We start from the raw sequence: 23,984 nt of genomic DNA, 5'->3' as shown, positions 1-23,984 counted from the left end.
ACATCACCATGGGGAACGAGCAGAAGCTTCGCGACTACCTGAAGCGGGCGACGGCCGATCTGCGCCAGGCCAACCGGCAGTTGCGCGAGGCCGAGGACCGGATCCACGAACCCGTCGCCATCGTCGGCATGAGCTGCCGCTACGCCGGCGGGGCCGACCGGCCCGACCGGCTCTGGCAGTTGGTCGCCGGGGGCGGTGACGCGGTCTCCTCCTTCCCCACCGACCGCGGCTGGGACCTCGACGCCCTCTTCGACCCGGACCCGGAACGCCCCGGCACCTCCTACGCCTCCGAGAGCGGGTTCCTTCACGAGGCGAGCGGCTTCGACGCCGAGTTCTTCGGGATCTCGCCGCGCGAGGCGCTGGCCATGGACCCGCAGCAGCGGGTGCTGCTGGAGCTGGCCTGGGAGGCCTTCGAGCACGCCGGTCTCGACCCGGCCTCCGCCCACGGCAGCCGGACGGGCGTGTTCGCGGGCGTCATCCACCAGGAGTACGTGCCCCACGCCTTCGACGGTGTCGAGGGCCTGGGGGGCTACCTCCTCACGGGCACGACCAGCAGCGTGGCCTCCGGCCGGATCGCCTACACCCTCGGACTGGAGGGTCCGGCGGTCACCGTCGACACCGCCTGCTCGTCCTCGCTGGTCGCGCTGCACCTGGCGGTGCTGGCGCTGCGCAAGGGCGACTGCGACCTCGCCCTGGCCGGCGGTGCGACGGTGATGGCCACGCCGGCGCCGTTCGTCGAGTTCAGCCGGCAGCGCGGTCTCGCGCCCGACGGCCGCTGCAAGGCGTTCGCCGCCGACGCCGACGGCACCAACTTCTCCGAGGGCGCGGGCCTGCTGCTGGTCGAGCGGCTCTCCGACGCCCGCCGCAACGGCCACCAGGTGCTGGCGGTCGTCCGCGGCTCGGCCGTCAACCAGGACGGTGCCAGCAACGGCCTCACCGCTCCCAACGGTCCCGCGCAGCAGCGCGTCATCCGCGCCGCCCTTGCCGACGCCCGTCTCGCCGCCCGGGACGTCGACGCGGCGGAGGCGCACGGCACCGGCACCTCGCTCGGCGACCCGATCGAGGCACAGGCGCTGCTCGCCACGTACGGGCAGGACCGTCCGACGGCCGAACAGCCGCTCTGGCTCGGTGCGGTGAAGTCCAACGTCGGCCACACGCAGGCGGCCGCGGGGGTCGCCGGCGTGATCAAGATGGTCATGGCGATGCAGAACGGCGAGCTGCCGAAGACCCTGCACGTCGACGAGCCCACGCCGAAGGTGGACTGGTCCTCCGGCGCGGTCTCACTGCTCACCGAGAACCGCCCGTGGGAGCCGACGGAGGGGCGCCCGCGCCGCGCCGGCGTCTCGTCGTTCGGGATCAGCGGCACCAACGCGCACGTCATCCTGGAGGAGCCGCCCGCGGCCGAGGAGACCGCCGAGGCCCGGCAGGAATCCGAACTCCCGGTGCTGTGGCCGCTGTCCGCGAAGTCCGAGGACGCGCTCCGCGACCAGGCCCGGCAACTGCTGGACTGGCTCACCGAGCACCCGGACACCGCCGACGCCGACATCGCCCACACACTCACCGCCGGCCGCTCGCTCTTCGACCACCGCGCCGTCATCCTGCCCGGCGACCGCGCCGAAGCACTGCGGGCACTCGCCGAGGGCACCAGCCACACCGGCGCGGTCACCGGCACCGCCTCGGCGGGCGGCAGGCTCGCCTACCTGTTCACCGGACAGGGATCACAACGCGTCGGCATGGGTCAGGAGTTGTACGCAACGTTCCCCGTCTTCGCCGCCGCATACGACGAAGCACTGAGCCACTTCGACCCCGAGCTCCGCCGGATCATCGCGACCAACCCCGACGGCCTGCTCGACACCACCCTCCACACCCAGCCCGCCCTGTTCGCCCTGGAAACCGCACTGTTCCGGCTCCTGGAGAGCCACGGCCTCGCCCCCGACTACCTCACCGGACACTCCATCGGCGAAATCGCCGCCGCCCACTGCGCCGGCATCCTCTCCCTCGCCGACGCCGCCACCCTCGTCACCGCCCGCGCCCGCCTCATGCACAGCACCGGCGAAGGTGCCATGGCCACCCTCCAGGGCACCGAGGCGGACATCCTGCCCCAGCTGAGCGACGGCGTGGTCGTCGCCGCCGTCAACTCCGCCGACGCCGTCGTCATCGCCGGCGACACCCAGGCCGTCCACGCACTCGCCGCCACGTGGAAGGAACAGGGACACAAGGCCAAGATCCTCAACACCCGCCACGCCTTCCACTCCCCGCACATGGACCCGGTCCTCGACGAATTCCTGTCCGTCGCCGCATCGTTGACCTACCAGGCGCCGACCATCCCGATCATCTCCACCCTGACCGGCGAGATCGGCAACGACCTCACCGACCCCGCGTACTGGGTCAAGCAACTCCGCCACACCGTCCGCTTCCACGACGCCCTCACCACCCTCGGCAGCAACGGCGTCACCACCTACCTCGAACTCGGCCCCGACGCCACCCTCACCACCCTCACCCGCACCACCCACCCCGAAGCCACCGCAACAGCCACCCTCACCCCCAAACACCCCGAAACACACACCACCCTCACCGCCCTCACCACCGCCCACACCCACGGCCACCCCACCACCTGGCCCACCCACAGCACCCACAGCACCCCCGCACCCCTCCCCACCTACCCCTTCCAGCACCGCACCTACTGGATCGACACCAGCTCGTCCCACGGCGACCCGAGCCAGCTCGGCCAACTGCCCATCGCTCACCCGCTCCTGTCGGCGGCGGTGCCGCTGGCGGAGGGTGACGGTGTGGTCTTCTCCGGCCGCATCTCCCTGCGCACCCACCCCTGGCTGACGGACCACGCCGTGCACGGGACGGTCCTGGTGCCGGGCACGGGTATGGCCGAGATGGCGCTGTTCGCCGGTGACCACGTCGGCTGTGCACTGGTCGAGGAGCTGACGCTCGCCGCGCCGTTCGTCGTGCCCGAGCAGGGCGCGGTGCAGCTTCAGGTCACGGTGGGCGCGCCCGGCGACGACGGCCGTCGGCCGGTGTGGGTCCACTCACGGCCCGGCGACGCCGACGAAGCGCCGTGGACGCGGCACGCGGAGGGCACGCTCGCCCGGACCGCGCCGGAACCGCCTCCGGCAGCCGACGCGGCGTGGCCGCCGGCCGGCGCGCGGGTGGTGGACCTGGACGGCTTCTACGAGCGGCTGACCGGCCTGGGCCTCGGCTACGGCCCGGTGTTCCAGGGCCTCACCGCGGCCTGGGAGGCAGGCGGGGAACTGTTCGGCGAGGTCACCCTCCCCGCCGCCGGCGGGAGCACCAGCGGCAGCGGCACCGGCCGCCACCGCTTCGGCGTGCACCCCGCGCTGCTGGACGCCGCCCTGCACCCGCTCACCTTCGGCGCGCTGGAGCAGGCGGCGCTGGGCGAGTCCGGGCCGATCAGCCTGCCGTTCTCGTGGACGGACGTGGCGCTGCACGCCACGGACGCGTCCACCGTGCGGGTCCGGATCACGCCCGCCGCCTCCGGTGCGGTGGCGCTGGAGATCACGGATCCGGCCGGTTCGCCGGTGGTGTCGGTCGGGGCGCTGGTGCTGCGGACGGTGGCGGCGGAGTCGTTGCGGGCGCGGCCGGCCGAGCAGGACGCGCTGTTCACGCTCGGCTGGACCTCCCTCCCCCTGCCGTCCGACGCGGTCGACGGCCTCGCCGCCGCCACCGCGACGCCGGCCCGCACCGACGACCTGGCAGCCACCCTGGAGGCCGCCCTGGCGGCGGACGGCCCGGAGCTGCCGTCGGCACTGCTGGTCGACGTACGGGTGGACGGCCTCGCCGGTGCCGCCCGGGCGCACGCCGCGGCCGCCCGGGCGCTGGAGCTGGTGCGCCGCTGGTCGGCGGACGAGCGCGCCGCCGACTCCCGGCTGGTGCTGGTCACGACCGGCGCCGTCGCCGCCCGCCCGGGCGAGGCGGTGACCGACCCGTGGTCGGCACCCGTGTGGGGTCTGGTGCGGGCCGCGCAGGCGGAGCACCCGGACCGGTTCGTGCTGCTGGACTCCGACGGGGCGCCGGCCTCCGCGGAGGCACTGGCCGCCGCGCTGGCCACCGGGGAGCCGCAGCTCGCGCTGCGCGAGGGCACCGCGTGGGTGCCGCGGCTCGCCCGCGAGACCGGCGCGACCGCGTTCACGCCGCCGGCCGGGGAGACCTCGTGGCGGCTGGACGTGACGGAGAAGGGCACGCTGGCCAATCTCGCGCTCGTCCCGCACCCGGACGCGGAGGCGCCGCTGAAGCCGGGACAGATCCGGCTCGCGCTGCGCGCCGCCGGCCTGAACTTCCGTGACGTGCTGATCGGTCTGGGCATGTACCCGGGTGACGCGCTGATCGGCAGCGAGGGCGCGGGCGTGGTGCTGGAGGTCGGCCCCGGGGTGGCCGGGCTGGCGCCGGGCGACCGGGTGATGGGTCTGCTGGACGGCGGGGCGGGGCCGGTCGCGGTCACCGACCAGCGACTCGTCACGCACGTCCCGGACGGCTGGAGCTTTGCCGAGGCGGCGGCCGCGCCGATCGTCTTCCTCACCGCCTACTACGCGCTGCACGACCTCTCCGGGATGCAGCCGGGGCAGCGCCTGCTCGTCCACTCGGCGGCCGGCGGTGTCGGCATGGCCACACTCCAGCTCGCCGCGCACCTGGGGGTGGAGGTGTTCGGCACGGCCAGCCCCGGCAAGTGGGCGGCGGTCCGCGCGGCGGGCCTGGACGACGCGCACCTGGCGTCCTCCCGCACGCTGGACTTCGAGCAGCACTTCCTCGACGCGACCGGCGGCGAGGGCGTGGACGTGGTGCTCGACTCGCTGGCCCGGGAGTTCGTGGACGCCTCGCTCCGGCTGCTGCCGCGCGGCGGGCGATTCCTGGAGATGGGCAAGACCGACATCCGGGACGCGGCCACGGTGGCCGGGCAGCACCCGGGCGTCGACTACCTGGCGTTCGACATGATGGACGCGGGCTTCGACCGGATCCAGGAGATGCTCGCCGCGCTGCGCGAGCTGTTCGTGGCCAGGGTGCTGCGTCCGCTGCCGGTGACGTGCTGGGACATCCGGCGCGCGCCGGAGGCGTTCCGGCACCTGAGCCAGGCGAAGCACATCGGCAAGGTGGTGCTCACCGTGCCGCACGCGCCCGAGCCGGAGGGCACGGTGCTGATCACCGGCGGCACCGGCGGGATCGGCCGGCTGCTGGCCCGGCACGTGGTGACGGTGCACGGCGCCCGGGACGTGGTGCTGACCAGCCGCCGCGGCCTCGCGGCCGAGGGCGCCGCCGCGCTGGTCGCCGAGCTGGGCGGGGCGGGTGCGCGGGTACGGGTGCTGGCCTGCGACGTCACCGACCGCCGGGCGGTGGCCGACCTGCTGGCCGGCCTGCCGGGCCTGACGACCGTGGTGCACACCTCGGGCGTCCTGGACGACGGGACGCTGGAGTCGTACGGCGAGGACCGTCTCGCGGCCGTCCTGCGGCCCAAGGTGGACGGCGCCCAGTGGCTGCACGAACTGACCGCCGACCGCGACCTGGCGGCATTCGTGCTGTTCTCCTCGATCGCGGGCACCGTCGGCAACCCCGGCCAGGGCGCGTACGCGGCGGGCAACGCCTTCCTGGACGCCCTCGCCCAGCACCGCGCGGCGCTCGGCCTGCCGGCCACCTCGCTGGCGTGGGGCCTGTGGGCGCCGACGGCCGGCATGGTCGGCACGCTGGACGAGGACCGGCAGCGCCGGCTCGGCAAGCGCGGCGCCCTGCTGCCGCTCACCGACGAGCAGAACCTCGCGCTGTACGACGCGTCGGTGGCCGGCGCCCTGCCCGCCGTCGTGCCCGCCAAGCTGGACCGGTCGGCGCTGGACGGCGGCAGCCTGCTGCCCGCCGTGCTGCGCGACCTCGTCCGGCGGCCGGTCCGGCAGGCCGCCGGCCGTGCGGCGAGCCCGTCCTCGCTGGCCCAGCGGCTGGCCGGGCGGGGCGACGCCGAGCGCGCCGCGCTCCTGCTCGACCTGGTGCGTGGCGAGGTGGCGACCGTGCTGGGACACACCGGCGCGGACGCGGTCGGCACCGGCCAGGAGTTCCAGCAGCTCGGGTTCGACTCGCTGACCGCGGTGGAGCTGCGCAACCGCCTGAACTCCGCCACCGGTCTGCGGCTGCCCGCGACGCTGATCTTCGACTACCCGACCCCGGGCGCCCTGGCCGGCTACCTCGGCGAGCGCCTGCTCGGCGAGGCCGGGGCCGGGGCCGGGAGCTCCACCGCGTCGCCGACGGCCCGGGCCGCCGTGCGCGGCTCCGCCGCCGACGCCGACGCGGAGCCGATCGCCATCGTCGGCATGGCCTGCCGCTACCCGGGCGGGGTCGGCTCCGCCGAAGACCTGTGGCGGCTGGTCGCCGAGGGCCGGGACGCCATCAGCGGCTTCCCCGCCGACCGCGGCTGGGACGTCGAGGCGATCTACGACCCGGAGCCGGGCAAGCCGGGCTTCTCGTACGCGCGGACCGGCGGGTTCCTCGCCGACGTCGGCGGGTTCGACGCCGGGTTCTTCGGGATCTCTCCGCGTGAGGCGGCAGCGATGGACCCGCAGCAGCGGCTGCTGCTGGAGACCTCCTGGGAGACGCTGGAGCACGCCGGCATCGACCCGGCGGAGCTGCGCGGATCAGCGACCGGGGTGTTCGCGGGCGTCATCGCACAGGACTACATGGCCCGGCTGCCGCGCATCCCGGAGGGCTTCGAGGGGTACGTCGGCACCGGCAACACAACCAGTGTGGCGGCCGGACGGCTCTCGTACACCTACGGCTTCGAGGGCCCGGCGGTGACGGTGGACACGGCGTGCTCGTCCTCGCTGGTCGCCCTGCACCTGGCCGCCCAGGCGCTGCGCCGGGACGAGTGCTCCATGGCACTGGCGGGCGGCATCACCGTCATGTCGGCGCCCTCGATGTTCACGGAGTTCAGCCGGCAGCGCGGGCTGTCACCCGACGGCCGCTGCAAGGCCTTCGCGGCCTCCGCCGACGGCACCGGCTGGGGCGAGGGCGTCGGCCTCCTACTGCTGGAGCGGCTCTCCGACGCCCAGCGCAACGGCCATCGCGTCCTCGGCCTGGTCCGTGGCACGGCGATCAACCAGGACGGCGCCAGCAACGGCCTCACCGCGCCCAACGGCCCCTCCCAGCAGCGCGTCATCCGCGCGGCCCTCGCCAACGCCCGGCTCGACGCCGCCGACGTGGACGCGGTGGAGGCGCACGGCACCGGCACACCACTCGGCGACCCGATCGAGGCCCAGGCGCTGCTGGCCACCTACGGGCAGGACCGCCCGGCCGAACGGCCGCTGCTGCTCGGCTCGTTGAAGTCCAACCTCGGCCACACGCAGGCCGCGGCCGGCGTCGGCGGCATCATCAAGATGGTCATGGCGATGCAGAACGGGCAGCTGCCGCGGACACTGCACGTCGACGAGCCCACCCCGCACGTGGACTGGGAGGCCGGCGCCGTCGAGTTGTTGACGGAGGCCCGGCCGTGGGAGGCGGACGGCGAACGACGGCGCCGAGCAGGCGTGTCGTCCTTCGGCATCAGCGGCACCAACGCGCACGTGATCCTGGAGGAGGCGCCGAGCGTCGAGGCGGAGGTGATCGAGGAGGACGCGGACGGGCCGGTGTTCTGGCCGCTGTCGGCGAAGACCGAGGACGCCCTGCGCGACCAGGCCCGCCGACTGCACACCTGGATCACCGAACACCCCGACAGTACGGACCGGGTGATCGCGACGGCCCTGCACCGACGGGCCGGGTTCGACCACCGGGCCGCCGTCGTCCCGGTCGACCGCACCACCGGCCTGGACGCCCTGGCGGCGCTCGCCGACGGTCAGCCGCACCCCGACCTCGTCACCGGCACCACCGGCATCACCGGCAAAACCGTGTTCGTCTTCCCCGGCCAGGGCTCCCAATGGCCCGCCATGGGACAACACCTCCTCGCCACCAACCCCGTCTTCGCCCAACACATCACCGCCTGCACCGAAGCCTTCGCCCCCTACACCACCGACTGGAACCTCACCGACCTCCTCACCCACCCCAACCCCCAACTCCTCGAACGCGTCGACATCGTCCAACCCGCCCTCTTCGCCGTCATGACCGGCCTCGCCCAACTCTGGAAACACCACGGCATCACCCCCCACGCCGTCATCGGCCACTCCCAAGGCGAAATAGCCGCCGCCCACACCGCCGGCGCCCTCACCCTCCACGACGCCGCCAAAACCGTCATCCTCCGCGCCCAAGCACTCACCCAACTCACCAACACCGGCGCCATGGCCTCCATCCCCCTCCCCCCCAACGCCCTGGAGGAACACCTCAACAACGACCTCCACATCGCCGCCCACAACTCACCCACCACCACCATCATCAGCGGCACCCCCCACGCCATCGACACCCTCATCACCACCCTCCAAAACCAAGGCACCGACGCCCGCAAAATCCCCGTCACCTACGCCAGCCACTGCCCCCACGTCGAACCCCTCCAACACCAACTCCTCCACGCCCTACGAGACATCACCCCCCAAAACGCCGACACCACCTTCTACTCCACCGTCACCGCCACCCCCCTCAACACCACCCAACTCGACCCCCACTACTGGTACAACAACCTCCGCAACCCCGTACAACTCCACCAAACCCTCACCCAACTCCACACCGACGGCTACCGCCACTACATCGAAATCAGCCCCCACCCCGTCCTCCTCCCCACCATCCACCAAACCCTCGACAACCAACCCACCACCATCCACCCCACCCTCCGCCGCCACCACGGCCACCACTTCCCCCACGCCCTCGCCCACACCCACACCCACGGCCTCACCCCCACCACCAACAGCCGCACCACAGGCAACCACCCCACCCTCCCCACCTACCCCTTCCAACACCACACCTACTGGATCGACACCCCCACCAACACCGGCGACCCCACCACCCTCGGCCTCCACCACACCAACCACCCCCTCCTCCGAGCCACCGTCACCCTCGCCGCCGACGGCGGACTCCTCGCCACCGGCCGCCTCTCCACCACCGACCACCCCTGGCTCGCGGACCACGCGGTACTCGGCACGGTGATCGTGCCGGGCGCGGCCCTGGTGGACCTGGTGCTGCACACGGCGGACGCGGCCGGCTGCGACAGCGTCGAGGAACTGACCCTGGAAGCACCGCTGGTGGTGCCCGAGGCGGGCGCCGTGCGGATCCAGGTGATCGTGGGAGCGCCCGACGAGCAGGGACGCCGGCCGGTCGGGGTGCACTCCGCCGCGTCCGGGGCCGACGCCACCGGGGGTTGGGTCCGCAACGCCACCGGCTTCCTCGCGGTGGGCGAGACCGCTCCGCCTGCCGAGGCGGCGAGCGCCTGGCCGCCCGTCGGCGCGGAGCCGCTGGACCTGGGTGGCGTCTACGCGGGGCTGGCCGCCTCGGGGTACGAGTACGGGCCGGTCTTCCAGGGGCTGACGGCCGCCTGGAGCGACGGTGAACTCCGTTATGCCGAGGTCGCGTTGCCCGCTGATACCGCGGTCGAAGGGTTCGGCGTGCACCCGGCCCTGCTGGACGCCGCCCTGCACGCCATGGGGCTGGCCCGGGAGTCGGACGGGGTGCGGCTGCCGTTCGCCTGGTCCGGCGTGCGGCTCCATGCGACCGGCGCCACGGCGGCGCGGGTGCGGATCGCCCCGGCCGGGGCGGACGACCCGGACGCCGTGACGATCACGTTGACCGACGCCACCGGTGCTCCGGTCGCCACGGTCGATGCGCTGAGCACCCGGCGGATCAGCGAGGAGCAGTTGGCCGCGCTGCGCACCACCGGCGAGGACCCGCTGTTCTCCGCCGACTGGGTCGCGGACCCGTCCGCCCGGGGGGCGACCGACGACCGGGGCGGCTGGGCGGTGCTGGGCACCGACGAGCACCCCGACCTGGACGCGCTGGCGGCGAGCGGCCCGGCCCCCGCACTGGTCCTGCTGCCGGTCCGCACTCCAGGCGGCCCCTCCGCCGACACCCCCGCCGACACCCCCGCCGCCGTGCGCGAGGTGCTGGCCGACACCCTCGCCGTCCTTCAGGCGTGGCTCACCGACGCCCGCTTCGCCGACTCCCGGCTGGCCGTGGTGACCAGCGGCGCCGTCGCCGTCCGCCCGGGCGAGCCGCTGGCGGCGCTGGCCACCGCCCCGCTGTGGGGCCTGGTCGGCAGCGCCCTCGCCGAGAACCCGGACCGCTTCGCCCTGGCGGACGTGGACGGCGACCCGGCGGCGTGCGTCCCCGCGCTGCTCTCCGGCGCGGAGACCCGCGTGGCGGTGCGCGACGGCGTGACGTACGTGCAGCGAATGGCCCGGCTCGCACCGGGCACCCGGACCGTCGCGCCGATGAGCGCGGGCACCGTGCTGATCACGGGTGCGACGGGCACCCTGGGCCGGCTGGTCGCCGAGCACCTGGTGACCGAGCACGGCGCCCGGCGGCTCGTCCTGACCAGCCGGAGCGGGATGCGCGCCGAAGGCTCCGCCGAACTGGTCGAACGGCTGGCCGCGTTGGGCGCCGAGGTGACGCTGACGGCCTGCGACGTCGCCGACCGGGCCGCGCTCACCGGGCTGCTGGCCGCGATCCCCGCCGAGCACCCGCTGACCGCCGTGTTCCACGCGGCCGGCGTGCTCGACGACGGCGTGCTGTCCGGCCTCACCCCGGAGCGGATCGAGCCGGTGCTGCGGGCCAAGGCCGACTCGGCCTGGCTGCTGCACGAACTCACCGCCGCCCACGAGCCGGCCCACTTCGTCCTGTTCTCCTCGATCGCCGGTGTGCTCGGCAGCGCCGGCCAGGCCAACTACGCGGCGGCCAACGTCTTCCTCGACGCCCTCGCCGCCCACCGCCACGCGCTCGGCCGCCCGGCCGTGTCGATCGCCTGGGGGCGCTGGGAGCGGGCGAGCGCGATGACGGCCGCGCTCGACGAGGCCGACATCGCCCGGATGGCGCGCGGCGGCCTGATCCCGATCGGCGCGGCCGAGGGCCTGGCACTGCTGGACGCCGCACTGCGCCAGGACCGCGCCGCGGTCGCGGCCACCCGCTTCGACCACGCCGCTCTGCGGACCGGGGTCGTGCCGCCGCTGCTGCGCGGCCTCGTCCGGGTGCCCGGTCGGCGCCAGGCGGACGCGGGCGGCGCGGCGGCCCTCCTGCAGCGGCTGGCCGCACTGCCGGAGGCCGAGCGGGAGACGGCGCTCGGCGAGGTGGTACGCCTCCAGGTGGCGACCGTACTGGGCGGCGGTTCGGCCGACTCGGTGCCGGCGGAGCGCAAGTTCAAGGAGCTGGGCTTCGACTCGCTGGCCGCCGTCGAGCTGCGCAACCGGCTCGCCGCCGCCTTCGGCCGCAAGCTCCCCGCCACCCTGGTCTTCGACCACCCCACCCCACGGGCGATCACCCGGTTCCTGCTCGCCGGGCTGCTGCCGGCCGAGCCGCAGCAGTCGCCGGTGATCGCCGAACTCGACCGGCTGGAGGCGGCGTTGGCCGGTCTGACGCCCGACGAGCAGCGCGACAAGGAGATCACCGTCCGGCTGCAGACGGTGCTGGCGCAGTGGACCGGTGAACACCGCGCCGGCCCCGCGGCCGAGGAGTCGGTGGCCGAACGCATCCAGGACGCCAGCGCCGACGAGGTTCTCGCGTTCATCGACAACGAGCTCGGACGGAGCATGCAGTCATGAGTACCGCCGCCGGAACGACGGGGACCAGGGAAGAGAAGCTGGTCGAGTACCTCAAGTGGGTCACGGCCGACCTCCACAAGGCCCGGACCAGGATCCTGGAGCTGGAGTCCGGCCTCGGCGAGCCGGTCGCCGTCGTCGGCATGGCCTGCCGGTTCCCCGGCGGAGTGCGCTCGCCCGAGGACCTCTGGCGGCTGGTCGCGAACGGGGAGGACGCGGTCGGCGGCTTCCCCGCCGGCCGCGGCTGGCCGGCCGACCTCCACGACCCCGACCCGGACCACCTCGGCACCTCGGTCACCGACCAGGGCGGATTCCTCCACGAGGCGGCCGAGTTCGACGCCCGCTTCTTCGGGATGTCGCCGCGCGAGGCGCTCGCCACCGACCCGCAGCAGCGGCTGCTGCTGGAGACCGCCTGGGAGGCGTTCGAACACGCGGGCATCGTCCCGGCCGCACTGCGCGGCAGCCGGACCGGGGTCTACGCGGGCGTGATGTACGACGACTACGGGGCCCGGCTGCACCCGGCACCGCACGGCTACGAGGGGCTGGTCGGCAACGGCAGTGCGGGCAGCGTGGCCTCGGGCCGGGTCTCCTACACCTTCGGCTTCGAGGGCCCCGCCGTCACCGTCGACACCGCCTGCTCGTCCTCGCTGGTCGCCCTGCACCTCGCCGTCCAGGCGCTGCGCAACGGCGAATGCGACCTCGCGCTCGCCGGCGGCGTGACCGTCATGGCGACGCCCGGCATCTTCATCGAGTTCAGCCGGCAGCGCGGCCAGTCCCCGGACGGCCGCTGCAAGTCCTTCTCCGCCGATGCCGACGGCGCCGGCTGGGCGGAGGGCGTGGGCCTGCTGCTCGTCGAGCGGCTCTCGGACGCGCGCCGCAACGGGCACCGGGTGCTCGCCGTCGTCCGCGGCTCGGCCGTCAACCAGGACGGTGCCAGCAACGGCCTCACCGCCCCCAACGGCCCGTCCCAGGAACGCCTGATCCGTCAGGCCCTCGCCGACGCCCGCCTCCGACCGTCCGACGTGGACGTGGTGGAGGCGCACGGCACCGGGACCACGCTGGGTGACCCGATCGAGGCGCAGGCGCTGCTCGCCACCTACGGACAGGACCGCCCGGCCGAACGGCCGCTCCGACTCGGCTCGTTGAAGTCCAACATCGGGCACGCCCAGGCCGCGGCCGGCGTCGCCGGCATCATCAAGATGGTCATGGCGATGCAGCACCGCGAGCTCCCGAAGACCCTGCACGTCAACGAGCCCACCCCGCACGTCGACTGGACGGCCGGCGCCGTCGAACTGCTCACCGAGGCCCGGCCGTGGGAGACCGACGAGGGGCGCCCGCGCCGGGCAGGTGTGTCGTCCTTCGGCATCAGCGGCACCAACGCGCACGTCATCCTGGAGGAGCCACCCGCGGCCGAGGAGGCTGCTTCCGAGGAACCCGTCGAGGCACCTGAACTGCCCGTCGTCTGGCCGCTGTCGGCAAAGTCCGGGCCCGCCCTCCGTGACCAGGCCCGCAGACTCCTCGACTGGCTCACCGACCACCCGGACACCGCCGACACCGACATCGCCCACGCCCTCACGGCCGGCCGCTCACTCCTCGACGACCGGGCGGTCATCCTGCCCGGCGACCGGGCCGAGGCCCTCCGCGCACTCGCCGAGGGCACCAGCCACACCGGCGCGGTCACCGGCCATGCCGGTCACCCCGGGAAGCTCGCCTACCTGTTCACCGGACAGGGATCACAACGCGTCGGCATGGGCGAGGAGCTGTACAGCACGTTCCCGGTCTTCGCCGCTGCGTACGACGAAGCACTGAGCCACTTCGACCCCGAGCTCCGCCGGATCATCGCGACCAACCCGGACGGGTTGCTCGACACCACCCTGCACACGCAGCCGGCCCTGTTCGCCCTGGAAACCGCACTGTTCCGGCTCCTGGAGAGCCACGGCCTCGCCCCCGACTACCTCGCCGGACACTCCATCGGTGAGATCGCCGCCGCCCACTGCGCCGGGGTGCTGTCGCTCGCGGACGCCGCGACGCTCGTCACCGCCCGGGCCCGGCTCATGCACAGCACCGGCGAGGGCGCCATGGCGACGCTCCAGGGCACCGAGGCGGACATCCTGCCCCAGCTGAGCGACGGCGTGGTCATCGCGGCCGTCAACTCCGCCGACGCCGTCGTCATCGCCGGCGACACCGACGCCGTCCACGCACTCGCCGAGTCCTGGAAGGCGCAGGGGCACAAGGCCAAGGTCCTCAACACCCACCACGCCTTCCACTCCCCCCACATGGACCCGGTCCTCGACGAATTCCTGACCGTCGCCGCATCGTTGACCTACCACCCGGCGAGGATTCCGGTCGTCTCCACCCTCACCGGCGAGATCGGCAACGACCTCACCGACCCCGCGTACTGGGTCAAGCAACTCCGCCACACCGTCCGCTTCCACGACGCCCTCACCACCCTCGGCAGCAACGGCGTCACCACCTACCTCGAACTCGGCCCCGACGCCACCCTCACCACCCCCACCCGCACCACCCACCCCGACACCGCCACGGCCGCCGTCCTCGTACCGAACCGCCCCGAGACACAGACCGCCCTCACCGCCCTCGCCACCGCCCACACCCACGGCCACCCCACCACCTGGCCCACCCACAGCACCCAGGGCACCCCCGGCGCCCACACCCCCCTCCCCACCTACCCCTTCCAGCACCGCACCTACTGGCTGGAGCCCCGCACCGCGAGCGTCGCCGCGGCTGCCGACGGCGCACTGTGGGAGGCGGTCACGCAGGGGGACGAGGAGGCCCTCGCGGAGTTGCTGACGCTGGACACCGAGCAGCGCAAGGCGATGTCCACGGTGCTCCCCGCACTGTCGGGCTGGCTCAACACCGTCATGGCCCCGGCTGCGGACGACCCGGGGCCGGACGGCGGACCGGACGACTCCGGGGACGACGGCCCCGCCGTGTCCTCGCTGCGCGAGCGGCTGGCCGGCGCGTCCGCGGAGGAGATCGACCGGGGCCTCCTGGAGGCCGTGCGGCGCCACACCGCCCAGGTGCTCGGCCTGGACTCGGCGGAGGACATCGACCCGCTGCTGGAGTTCCTGGAGCTGGGGCTCTCCTCCTTCACCGCGATGGAGCTGGCGACCCGGCTGCGGGAGGACGGCCTGGAGCTGGACCCCGTCGCCATCTACGACCACCCGACGCCGGGCGAACTCGCCGGGCACCTCCGCACCTCGCTGTGAAGCCGACGCCGAAGCCGACGCCGAAACCGACGCCGACGCCGACGCAGCGCCCCGCAACCGTGAACCCGCACGCCACCTGCCATCAGCACACAAGGAGCAGCAACCAATGAGTGACCCGATCATCATCGCGGGCGGCGGCCCGGTCGGCCTGATGCTGGCGTTCGAACTCGGTCGGCAGGGCGTGCCGTCCGTCGTCCTGGAGGCCCGGCCGGACCACTACGAGGACGAGCGCGTGGGCACCTTCCACTCCCGGCTGGTGGACGTGTTCACCGAGCGGGGCCTGATGGACGCGCTCGGCGAGGCGCCGCGCTGGCCGGCCGTGCACTTCGGGATGGTCTGGCTCGACCTCACCCGGCTGCCCGAGGAGTACAACCTGCTGGTGGCGCAGACCGGTGTGGAGCGGCTGTTGGAGGAGCGGTCGGCCGCGCTGGGTGCCGACCTGCGCCGCGGCCACCGCGTCACCGGCTTCGACCAGGACGAGTCCGGGGTGACGGTGCGGGTCGAGGGGCCGGACGGCGCGGCGTACGAGCTGCGCGGCGCCTACCTGGTGGGCGCGGACGGGGTGGACAGCACCGTCCGGAGCCTCGCCGGCATCGAGGTGAGCCGCTCCGGCAAGTCCTGGTACGGCATCCTGGGCGACTTCGCCTCCTACGACGGCGAGTTCGACGCCGGGGTACGCCCGGGCGGGGTGTTCGGCGCGCTGCCCGAGCGCTCGGAGCGCGGCTACTGGCGGTTGCAGACGCTGGAGTTCGACCAGGACGGGCCGCCGGCGTCGGAGCCGGTCACGGTCGAGGAGCTGACCGGCAACATCGAGCGGCTGACCGGTCAGCGCAAGCAGGTGGGCGAGCCGATCTGGATGCGCCGCTACACGGGCACCACCCAGCTCGCCGACCGCTACCGCGAGGGGCGGGTGTTCCTGGCGGGCGAGGCCGCGCACCACTACGTGCCGACGGCGAGCCACGGTCTGAACACCGGGCTCGGCGACGCGGTGAACCTGGCGTGGCGGCTGGCCGCCGAGGTGAACGGCTGGGCGCCGGAGGGGCTGCTGGACGGCTACCACGCGGAGCGGCACCCGGCCGGGCGCCGGGCCTGCCAGGGGGCCGAGGCGCAGCTGGCGCTGATCCACCCGCTGGAGAAGGTGAACGCGCTGCGCGAGGTGTTCACCGAGCTGGTGACGGTCGAGGAGGTGAACCGGCGGCTGGTGACGTGGGCGACGGACGTGCGCTACCCGTTCGCCGGGGAGGACGACGACCCGCTGGTGGGCCGCCGCCTTGGGCACCTGGCGCTCCGCACGGCCGACGGCGAGACGTCCACCGGGGCGGCGCTGGGGCACGGTCGCGGTGTGCTGTTCGACCTGACGGGCAAGGAGTTCGGCGACGTGTCGGGCTGGGAGTCCCGGGTCGACGTGGTGCGGGCGGAGCCGGCCGAGGGGCTGGACGTGCCGGCGCTGCTGGTGCGTCCGGACGGGTACGTGGCCTGGGTCGGTGACGAGCAGGACGGTCTGACGGCGGCGCTCACCGGGTGGTTCGGGGCGCCGGCCGCGGGCTGAGCCACCGACGGCCGACGACGGGCGGTCCCCCGGGCACGGGATGCCGGGGGGCCGCCCGTCGGGCTTTTGGGAGGGCTTTAGCGGCCCGCACCAGCATGGTCGCAGACGGCTTCCCCTCCGCTCTCGAAGCACACAACCAGACAAGGAAGACCATGCGTCGCACGAAGATCACCCGCCGCACGGGTGCCGCCCTCGCCATCGCGCTGGGCCTGCTGGTCACCGTCCCCGCGACCGCCGCCACCGCGTCGGCCGACGGCGGCAGGTCCGCCGCGGCCCACCAGCACCAGCCGCGGTCGATCGACCTCGACAAGCTCCAGGAGAAGGTGCTGGAGCGCAGCTACAACGACGTTCCGCCGGCCGGCTTCAGCGTGGGCGACGGCGGCACCTGGCACACCCGGCTGACCAACGCCGACGGCAAGGTCATCGCCGACACGACGGGCACCAGCAGGGCCGTGTACCAGGACGCCGACGGCCTCTACACGATCATGGACAACACCGATGTCCTGAAGGACGGTTCGGTGCACTCCTTCGGTCTGGTGAACACCAACAAGCTCCTCGCGGGCGAGAACATCGCGCTCCCGGTGGTGGGCGGCACGGGCCGGTACGCGGGCTACGTCGGCTTCCGCTACTTCCAGCGGACCGCCACCGAGGGCGTCTACGTCTCGCGCCTCCTGCTGTGGCGGGCCAACTGAGCCCCACTGAGGCTGACTGAGCCCGAGCGGGACGGGCCGGAACCGGCCGAGGCCGGCTGAGGCCGCCCCGCATCGACGAGCACCGACCGACTGCGGCCGCCCGCCGGCCCGCCGACCGTCACGCGGGCAACGCGCCACCCGCGTGACTGCAAGGGAAAGGGCCTCCGGGACACAGTGTCCCGGAGGCCCTTTCGTCACGCGCGGCGCGCCGGCCGGGTCGTCACCCGACCTCGGCGCGCTGCGGCTCCGCCGCGGGGGCCGGCGAAGTGCGAGGGGTCGTCGCGGCGGAGCGGCCGAAGCCGCGCCAGGCCGCGTGACCGAGGATGCTCATCACCGCGGGGGCGAGCACCAGGCGGATGACGGTGACGTCGACGACCACCGAGACCGCGAGGCCGATGCCGATCATCTTGATGACGGTGTCGGTCATCGGCACGAAGGAGAGGAACACCACGGTCATGATCGCGGCGGCCGCGGTGATGACCCGGGCGGTGCCGCCCAGGCCGACGCGGATCGCGCGGGCCGGGTCGCCGGAGGCGTCGTACTCCTCCTTCACGGCGCTGAGCATGAACACCTCGTAGTCCATGGACAGTCCGAAGAGCACCGCGAAGAGCAGCATCGGGACCATCGCCATGATGGGCACCGGCTCGTTGAGGCCGATCAGGGAGAGGCCCCAGCCCCACTGGAAGATGGCGACCAGCACCCCGAACGCGGCACCGATGGAGAGGGTCGTCATGGCGGCGGCCTTGAGCGCGATCAGCGGTGCCCGGAACATCGCGAGCAGCAGGATCGCGGCGGCCGCGAGGACGGCGGCGACCATCCACGGCAGGCGGTTGCCGACGGTGTCGGACAGGTCGGTGTTGTAGGCGGTGGTGCCGCCCACGTAGACGTCCTTGCTGTGCGTCCCGAAGGCCGCGGGGGCGACGTCCTCGCGGATGCGGTGGAGCAGTTCGCCGACCGCCGGGTCCTGCGGCCGGTGCTTGGGCACCACGGTGAGCATGACGGTGCGGCCGGTGGTGCTGAGGACGGCCGGGGTGACGGTGGTGACCTCGTGGTCCGCCGTGAGAGTGCTGCGCAGCTGCTCGACGGCCCGGTCGCCCTCCGCGCCGGCCGGCAGGTCGGCGACGATCATCAGCGGGGCGTTCCAGCCGGGCCCGAAGGCGGCGGAGACGGTCTCGTAGGCGTGGCGCTGGGTGGAGTTCTTCGGGGAGTTGCTGTCGTCGGGGGCGCCGAGGCGCAGGCTGAACAGCGGGACGGTGAGGACGGCGATGACGGCCAGGGCGAGGGCGGAGTAGGCGTAGCGGTTCTGCGCCACCCGGTCGGCCCAGCGGGCCCAGCGGCCGTTCTCGACGTCGGCGGGGCCGGCCGCGTCGGCGGGCCGGCGGCGGCCGACGCGCAGGGAGTTGACGCGGTGTCCGAGCAGGCCGAGGACGGCCGGGAGCAGGGTGAGTGCGGACAGCATGGTGGCGGCGACGGTGAGCGCCGCGGCGACGCCCATGCCGCCGATGAAGGGGATGCCGGTCAGCAGCAGGCCGAGGATCGCGGCGACCACGGTGGCCCCGGCGAAGACCACGGCGTGCCCGGCGGTGGCGAGGGCCCGGCCGGCCGCTTCGTGCTTGTGGACGCCCGCCGCGAGCTGTTCGCGGAACCGGGTGACGACGAACAGGGCGTAGTCGATGCCGGCGCCGAGGCCGAGCATGACGGCGACGATGGGGGCGATGGTCGGGATGCTGAGGCCGGCGCCGGCGATCAGCACGCCGGCGGTGCCGAGGACGAGGCCGGTGATGGCGACGAGGATCGGCAGTCCGGCGGCGACGAAGGAGCCGAAGGCGATCAGCAGGATGACCAGGGCGGCGACGAGGCCGACGAACTCGGCGCCGCTGGTCTCGCTCTGCGAGGAGAGGTCGACGACCTGGCCGCGGAAGGAGACTTCCAGCCCGGCCCGGCGGGCCTCGTCGGCGGCGTCCTGGAGCCGGGTGGTGGCCTCCTCGGTGAGCTTGCGCAGCTGCTTGTCGTACTGCACCTGGCCGATGGCGGTGCGGCCGTCGTCGCTGACCTGGCCGCCGTCGGCGAGCGGGTCGTTGGCGGAGCGGACGTCGGGCTGCTGGGCGAACTTCGCGGTGACGGCCTTGACGACCGCCTGCTTGTCGGGGTCGCGCAGCGTGCCGTTCGCGGTGTGCCAGACGACGTCCGCGCTCGCCGCACCGATGTCCGGGAAGCGCTCGATCGCGCGGTCCACCGCCTTCTGGGAGTTGGTGCCGGGGACGTTGTAGTCGTTCACGAATTCGCCGCCGGCCGCTCCGGCCACGGCGAAGAGGGCCACGATGGCGAGGAACCAGGCTCCGATGGTGAGCCACGGACGGCGGGCGGCCGTCCGCCCCACCCGGTTGAGGACGCTATCCATGGCCGCGACGTTAGCAGCACTCAACGCAATTTTTCAACGAGTGCAGAATTTCACCCTCGGCTAGCATCGAGAGAATGACGACCAAGCCAGGGCTCAGGGAGCGCAAGAAGGAACGGACCCGGCAGGCACTCGTGACCGCGGCGATCGAGCTGTTCGGCAGCAAGGGGTACGAGGAGACCACGATCGCCGAACTGGCCGAGGCCGCCGACATCTCCACCAGGACGTTCTTCAGCTACTTCGCCAGCAAGGAGGAGGTGCTCTTCGAGGGCACCCCGCTCAAGCTGGAGCGGTCGGCGTCCGTCCTGGCCGAGCGCCTGCCCGGGGAACAGCCCGCCGAACTGCTGCTGCGCTCCTTCCGCTTCGTGCTCGACGCGGACACCGACCTGACCGGTGACCTCGCGAAGCTGCGCACCCGACTGATCCTGCGCACCCCCGCCCTCCAGCCCTACGCGCTGCGCAAGGTGCTGGACGGCCAGCGCGAACTGACGCGGGGTCTGATCGCCGCCTACCGCGACGAGATCGACCCGGTGGTGGCCGTCGCCATGACCGGGGCCCTGGTGGGGGCACTGGTCGCGACCATCGCCTCGCTGCTCGGCCGCTCGGAGCAGGAGGGCGGCGCCCCGGCCGACCCGGAGCAGCTGCAGGCCGAGATGGAGCACGCCGTCCGGACCGCACTCGGCGCGTTCGGCTCCCTCGCCTGACACCGCCCGACCGGTGGGGTGCCCCGGAGCACCCCACCGGAGCGCCGCAGTGCCACTACCGAACGTGACCACCGGCGGCGCCGGAACCGGGCAGGCCTTGACGATCCGGACCTCGGACCCCCTGGCGCGTCACGCCCCGTAGCGGTTTACTGGGAGTGAGCAGGGCAGGAACGGAGGTCCGGCGATGGAATGTCCCCACCCACCCGGATTCCACGCCGAGGTCCGCGCGCACTACGCGGCCGCCGGAGCCGAAGTGACCAGGCTGCTGCGGGCCGTGCCCGAGGACCTCTGGACAGCGCCCACCCCGTGCCGCGACTGGGACGTGCGCGCGCTGGTGAACCACCTGGCCGCCCAGCACCTTTGGGTCTGCCAGGCGATCGCCGGCTACACCCCGGCGGAGGCCGGCCGCCGCTTCGAGGGCGACGTCCTGGGCCGCAACCCGCTCGGCGTGTGGGCGATGGCCGTACGCAGCGCGCAACGCGCGCTCGACCGGGCCGGCGCCCCCGACCTCCTGGTGCACCTGCCGTACGGGCTGCGCGACGCCGGCGGGTACGCCCGCGAGCTGACGGCCGAGACCGTCGTGCACGGCTGGGACCTCTCCCGGGCGCTGGGCGAGCACAGCCGGATGCCGCCGGGCGCCGCCCGCTACGCGCTGGCGGAGTTCCGCGGCTACCGCGACCTGGCCGGCAGCGGCCGCTTCGACCCCCCGCTCCCCGCCCCACCGCAGGCCGACGAGGAAGCACTGCTGACGGCCCTCACCGGCCGCGACCCCGCCTGGTCCGCCGACCGGATCTGATCGGCCGAGGCCGTCCGGCTCGGGGCGCCGAGGCCGGGAGGCTGTCGTCCCGGCCTGCCACCGTCACCCCCGGAGGGAACCGGACGACGTCACGACGCCCCGGCGAGCGACCGGGGCGACACCACGTGATCGATCAGCCCGTACTCCTTCGCCGCCGGGGCGGCGAAGATCTTGTCCCGCTCCAGGTCCTTGGCTATCACGTCCAGCGGCTGCCCGGTGTGCTTCGCCAGCACCGTTTCCATCAACTGCCCGAGCCGCTCGACCTCCACGGCCCGGATTTCCAGGTCGGAGACCTGACCCTGACTTCCCGCGTGATCGGGCTGGTGAATCAGCATGCGCGCACTCGGCCACGCAGCAGACTTGCTCCGGAAAGCACCGGGGCCCTGCGACCCGGTGGCGCGGGTCATGATGTCGTCGATGAGGCCGTACTCCTTGGCCTCGGCGGGCGTGAACCAGCGGTCCCGGTCGGAGTCCCGGGTGATCTGCTCGAACGTCCGCCCCGAGTGATGGGCGATCAACTCGGCCATCTAGCGCTTGGTTTCCAGCAGCTGCTTGGCGTGGATCCGGATGTCCGTGGCGGAACCCGCGAGCCCGGCCGACGGCTGGTGCATGAGGATCCTGGTGTGCGGCAGCGCGAACCGCTTACCCGGGGCGCCGGCCGTGAGCAGGAACTGCCCCATCGACGCACAGAACCCCATGGCGACGGTGACGACGTCGTTGCGGATGTACTGCATCGTGTCGTAGATCGCGAGACCGGCCATGACCGATCCGCCGGGCGAGTTGATGTAGAGGTAGATGTCCTGGTCGGTATCGGCGGCCAACGAAAGCATTTGGGCCGTGATCCGGTTCGCGATCTCGTCGTCGACCTCCTTGCCCAGGAGAATGATTCGATCACTGAGCAGGCGGTTGTAGATCTGGTCACCGAACGCGACGCCGCCGCTGGGGCTGTAGGCAGACGGCGCCGGGTGGTGGAACTTCGCGTCAGTCATGTATTCCCCTGTCCTGACGTCACGGCGGTCCGACGGCGTCCCGTTCGGCGGCGGCCCGAAGGGAGGAGCAGCGCAGAGGCAGGGCCGGGCGGCGAGGCGATCGCCCCGCCTCCGTGGCGCCGGCCGGGCCGGGCCGGCCCGGCCCGCGGACCGGGCCGGTGGGCAGGCCGACCGGTGGGCGGGCCAGTGGGCGGGACGGCCGGTGACGACACGGCCGGCCCCGACCCTGCGGCGATCCGCCCGGCACCGCCGAACAAGACACTCACCCGGGGCGGGGCACACCCGGGGCACACCCATGGCTCACCGTCAGGTCCGCGGCCGCCCCCGGCTACGGACCGTCCGGCTACGCCCCGTCCGGCCCGCCCGCCGGCCGGGCCGGCGGCAGGGTCAGCCCGTCGAGCTCCCCGCGCTCGTACGACCGCATGACGGCCTGGCGGCGCAGCTTGCCGCTGCTGGTGCGCGGCAGCTGGCCGGGGCGCAGGTAGTGGATGTCGGCCGGATCGAGGGTGACCCCGAGGGCGTGGGCGAGGTGGTCGACGATCCGGGCGCGGCTGCCGGGGATGTCCTCGCGGGCCTCCCGGTCGACCTCGGCCAGCAGCACGATCCGGCCCTCGGACTGGCCGACCGCGGTGCGGCCCTCGCGGACGAACGACAGCCGTTCCACGGCCTGTTCGAAGTCGGGGGCGAAGAGGCTCTGGCCGTTGACCTTGATCCGGTCGCTGATCCGGCCGGTGATGAAGAGCTCGCCGTCGTCGAGGAAGCCGATGTCGCCGGTGCGGTAGTAGCCGTCCGCCTCGACGAGCGGCCGGTCCCGGTCGAGGTAGTGGTCGGCGAGGGTGCCGCCGGCCAGTTCGATCTCGCCGGCTTCGTTCTCGGCGCAGAGCGCGCCGTGCTCGTCGCGCAGCCGGACGGCGTACTCGGGCAGCGGGCGTCCGACCGAGATGGTGGGCACGCCGGCGGGCGAGTCGACCGCGCGGACGGGCGACCCGGCGGGCCGGGTGGAGACCAGCAGCACCGCCTCGGCCATGCCGTAGCAGGGCATGAAGACCTCACGCTTCAGCCCGGCCGGGGCCATCAGGTCGAGGAAGGCGTGCAGGTTGGGCAGGTTGATCGGTTCGCTGCCCAGGTAGATCGCGCGGACGGCGGAGAGGTCGATCGCGGCGATCTCCTCCGGGTCGACGTCCTGGAGCTGGCGCAGCGAGTAGTCGACGGCGAAGTTGGGGATGACGGTGCCCATCACGCCCTCCCGGGCGAGGTGCTCCCACCAGCCCCGGGCGTCGAAGAGGAAGCCGATCGGCTCGGCGAGCAGCAGGTCGCAGCCGACCGCGAAGCAGGAGAGCAGGCCGCCGACCAGCCCCATGTCGTGGTAGAGCGGCAGCCAGCTGCTGACCTTGTCCTCGGGCCGGCGGCCGTCGCTGCGGACGATCATGTCGAGGTTGGTCCGCAGCCTGCCCTGCCGGATCTGCACGCCCTTGGGGAAGGAGGTGGAGCCGGAGGAGAACTGGACGAAGGCGAGGTCCTCGTCGGCGGGGACGCGCAGCGCGCGGCGTTCCGCCCGGGTGTCGGCCGCCGGCAGCGGCAGGACCTCGACCGGCAGGTCGATCCCGGCGAGGCTGGGCACCCCGAGGATCCTGGCCGCGCCGTGGCTGCGGGCGATCCGGTCGAGGAACTCCCGGTAGCCGTCCCTGGGGGTGTTCATCACCAGGGGCTTGACCGACAGCGGCACGGCGCCGAGCTCCATCAGCGCCAGGAAGGCGAGGATGACCGGCGCGGAGGTCTCGAACGGGAACAGTACCCGGGTGCCGGGGCCGACGCCCTGGGCGCGGAAGGCGTCGGCGAAGCCGGCGATCCGTTCGGGGAAGTCCTGGTAGGCGAGGAACTCGGGCGGGTCGGTGAAGCCGTCGTGGAGGTGCAGGCCCCGGTCTGCGGGGAACGGCCGGTCGAAGTACTCCAGCATGCC

8 protein-coding genes and 2 pseudogenes are annotated in these 23,984 nt (G+C 73.5%); 6 read left to right on the top strand and 4 right to left on the bottom strand.

Going from position 1 to position 23,984, the window contains the following annotated elements:
* The first annotated feature begins 8 nt into the window (after positions 1-8).
* The 4 genes from OH807_RS31605 (at position 9) to OH807_RS31590 (ending at position 17,137) form a co-directional block, all read left to right on the top strand.
* On the top strand, positions 9-11,672 hold the full coding sequence (locus OH807_RS31605) for an SDR family NAD(P)-dependent oxidoreductase (RefSeq protein ID WP_406205784.1): 11,664 nt from the start codon (positions 9-11) through the stop codon (positions 11,670-11,672).
* Positions 11,669-14,896, top strand: coding sequence for a type I polyketide synthase (locus OH807_RS31600; RefSeq protein WP_406205781.1), 3,228 nt, complete (start codon positions 11,669-11,671; stop codon positions 14,894-14,896). The genes OH807_RS31605 and OH807_RS31600 overlap by 4 nt, the downstream gene beginning before the upstream one ends.
* A gap of 106 nt (positions 14,897-15,002) precedes the next feature.
* A complete protein-coding gene (locus tag OH807_RS31595; protein ID WP_406205779.1) occupies positions 15,003-16,445 on the top strand; it encodes an FAD-dependent monooxygenase in 1,443 nt (480 codons plus the stop codon).
* 152 nt (positions 16,446-16,597) lie between these two features.
* Entirely contained in the window at positions 16,598-17,137 is a 540-nt protein-coding gene (locus tag OH807_RS31590; protein WP_406205776.1) for an allene oxide cyclase barrel-like domain-containing protein, read from the top strand.
* 220 nt (positions 17,138-17,357) lie between these two features.
* Here the strand turns inward: OH807_RS31590 and OH807_RS31585 are convergent, their stop codons facing one another.
* Positions 17,358-19,538: an MMPL family transporter gene (locus OH807_RS31585; RefSeq protein ID WP_406205773.1), complete on the bottom strand. Its 2,181-nt coding sequence runs from the start codon at positions 19,536-19,538 to the stop codon at positions 17,358-17,360.
* 74 nt (positions 19,539-19,612) lie between these two features.
* Here OH807_RS31585 and OH807_RS31580 point away from each other — a divergent pair, with 74 nt between their 5' ends.
* Entirely contained in the window at positions 19,613-20,239 is a 627-nt protein-coding gene (locus OH807_RS31580; protein ID WP_406205770.1) for a TetR/AcrR family transcriptional regulator, read from the top strand.
* A 184-nt stretch (positions 20,240-20,423) separates the two neighbouring features.
* Complete coding sequence (locus OH807_RS31575) at positions 20,424-21,035, top strand: TIGR03086 family metal-binding protein (RefSeq protein ID WP_406205766.1); 612 nt, start codon at positions 20,424-20,426, stop codon at positions 21,033-21,035.
* An 89-nt stretch (positions 21,036-21,124) separates the two neighbouring features.
* Here OH807_RS31575 and OH807_RS31570 read toward each other — a convergent pair.
* From OH807_RS31570 to OH807_RS31560, 3 genes and pseudogenes are all read right to left on the bottom strand, one after another.
* A pseudogene (locus OH807_RS31570) lies at positions 21,125-21,385 on the bottom strand (ClpP family protease); the annotation flags it as partial.
* Positions 21,386-21,409: 24 nt separating this feature from the next.
* Positions 21,410-22,024: pseudogene (locus tag OH807_RS31565) on the bottom strand (ATP-dependent Clp protease proteolytic subunit); the annotation flags it as partial.
* Positions 22,025-22,367: 343 nt separating this feature from the next.
* On the bottom strand, positions 22,368-23,981 hold the full coding sequence (locus OH807_RS31560; protein ID WP_406205763.1) for an AMP-binding protein: 1,614 nt from the start codon (positions 23,979-23,981) through the stop codon (positions 22,368-22,370).
* Positions 23,982-23,984 lie beyond the last annotated feature (3 nt).

Origin of the sequence: Kitasatospora sp. NBC_01560, from assembly GCF_045208415.1 — a bacterium.
Taxonomy (GTDB): domain Bacteria; phylum Actinomycetota; class Actinomycetes; order Streptomycetales; family Streptomycetaceae; genus Kitasatospora.
Note: the sequence above shows the minus strand (reverse complement) of the source record. Positions and strands in the feature narration are given on the sequence as shown.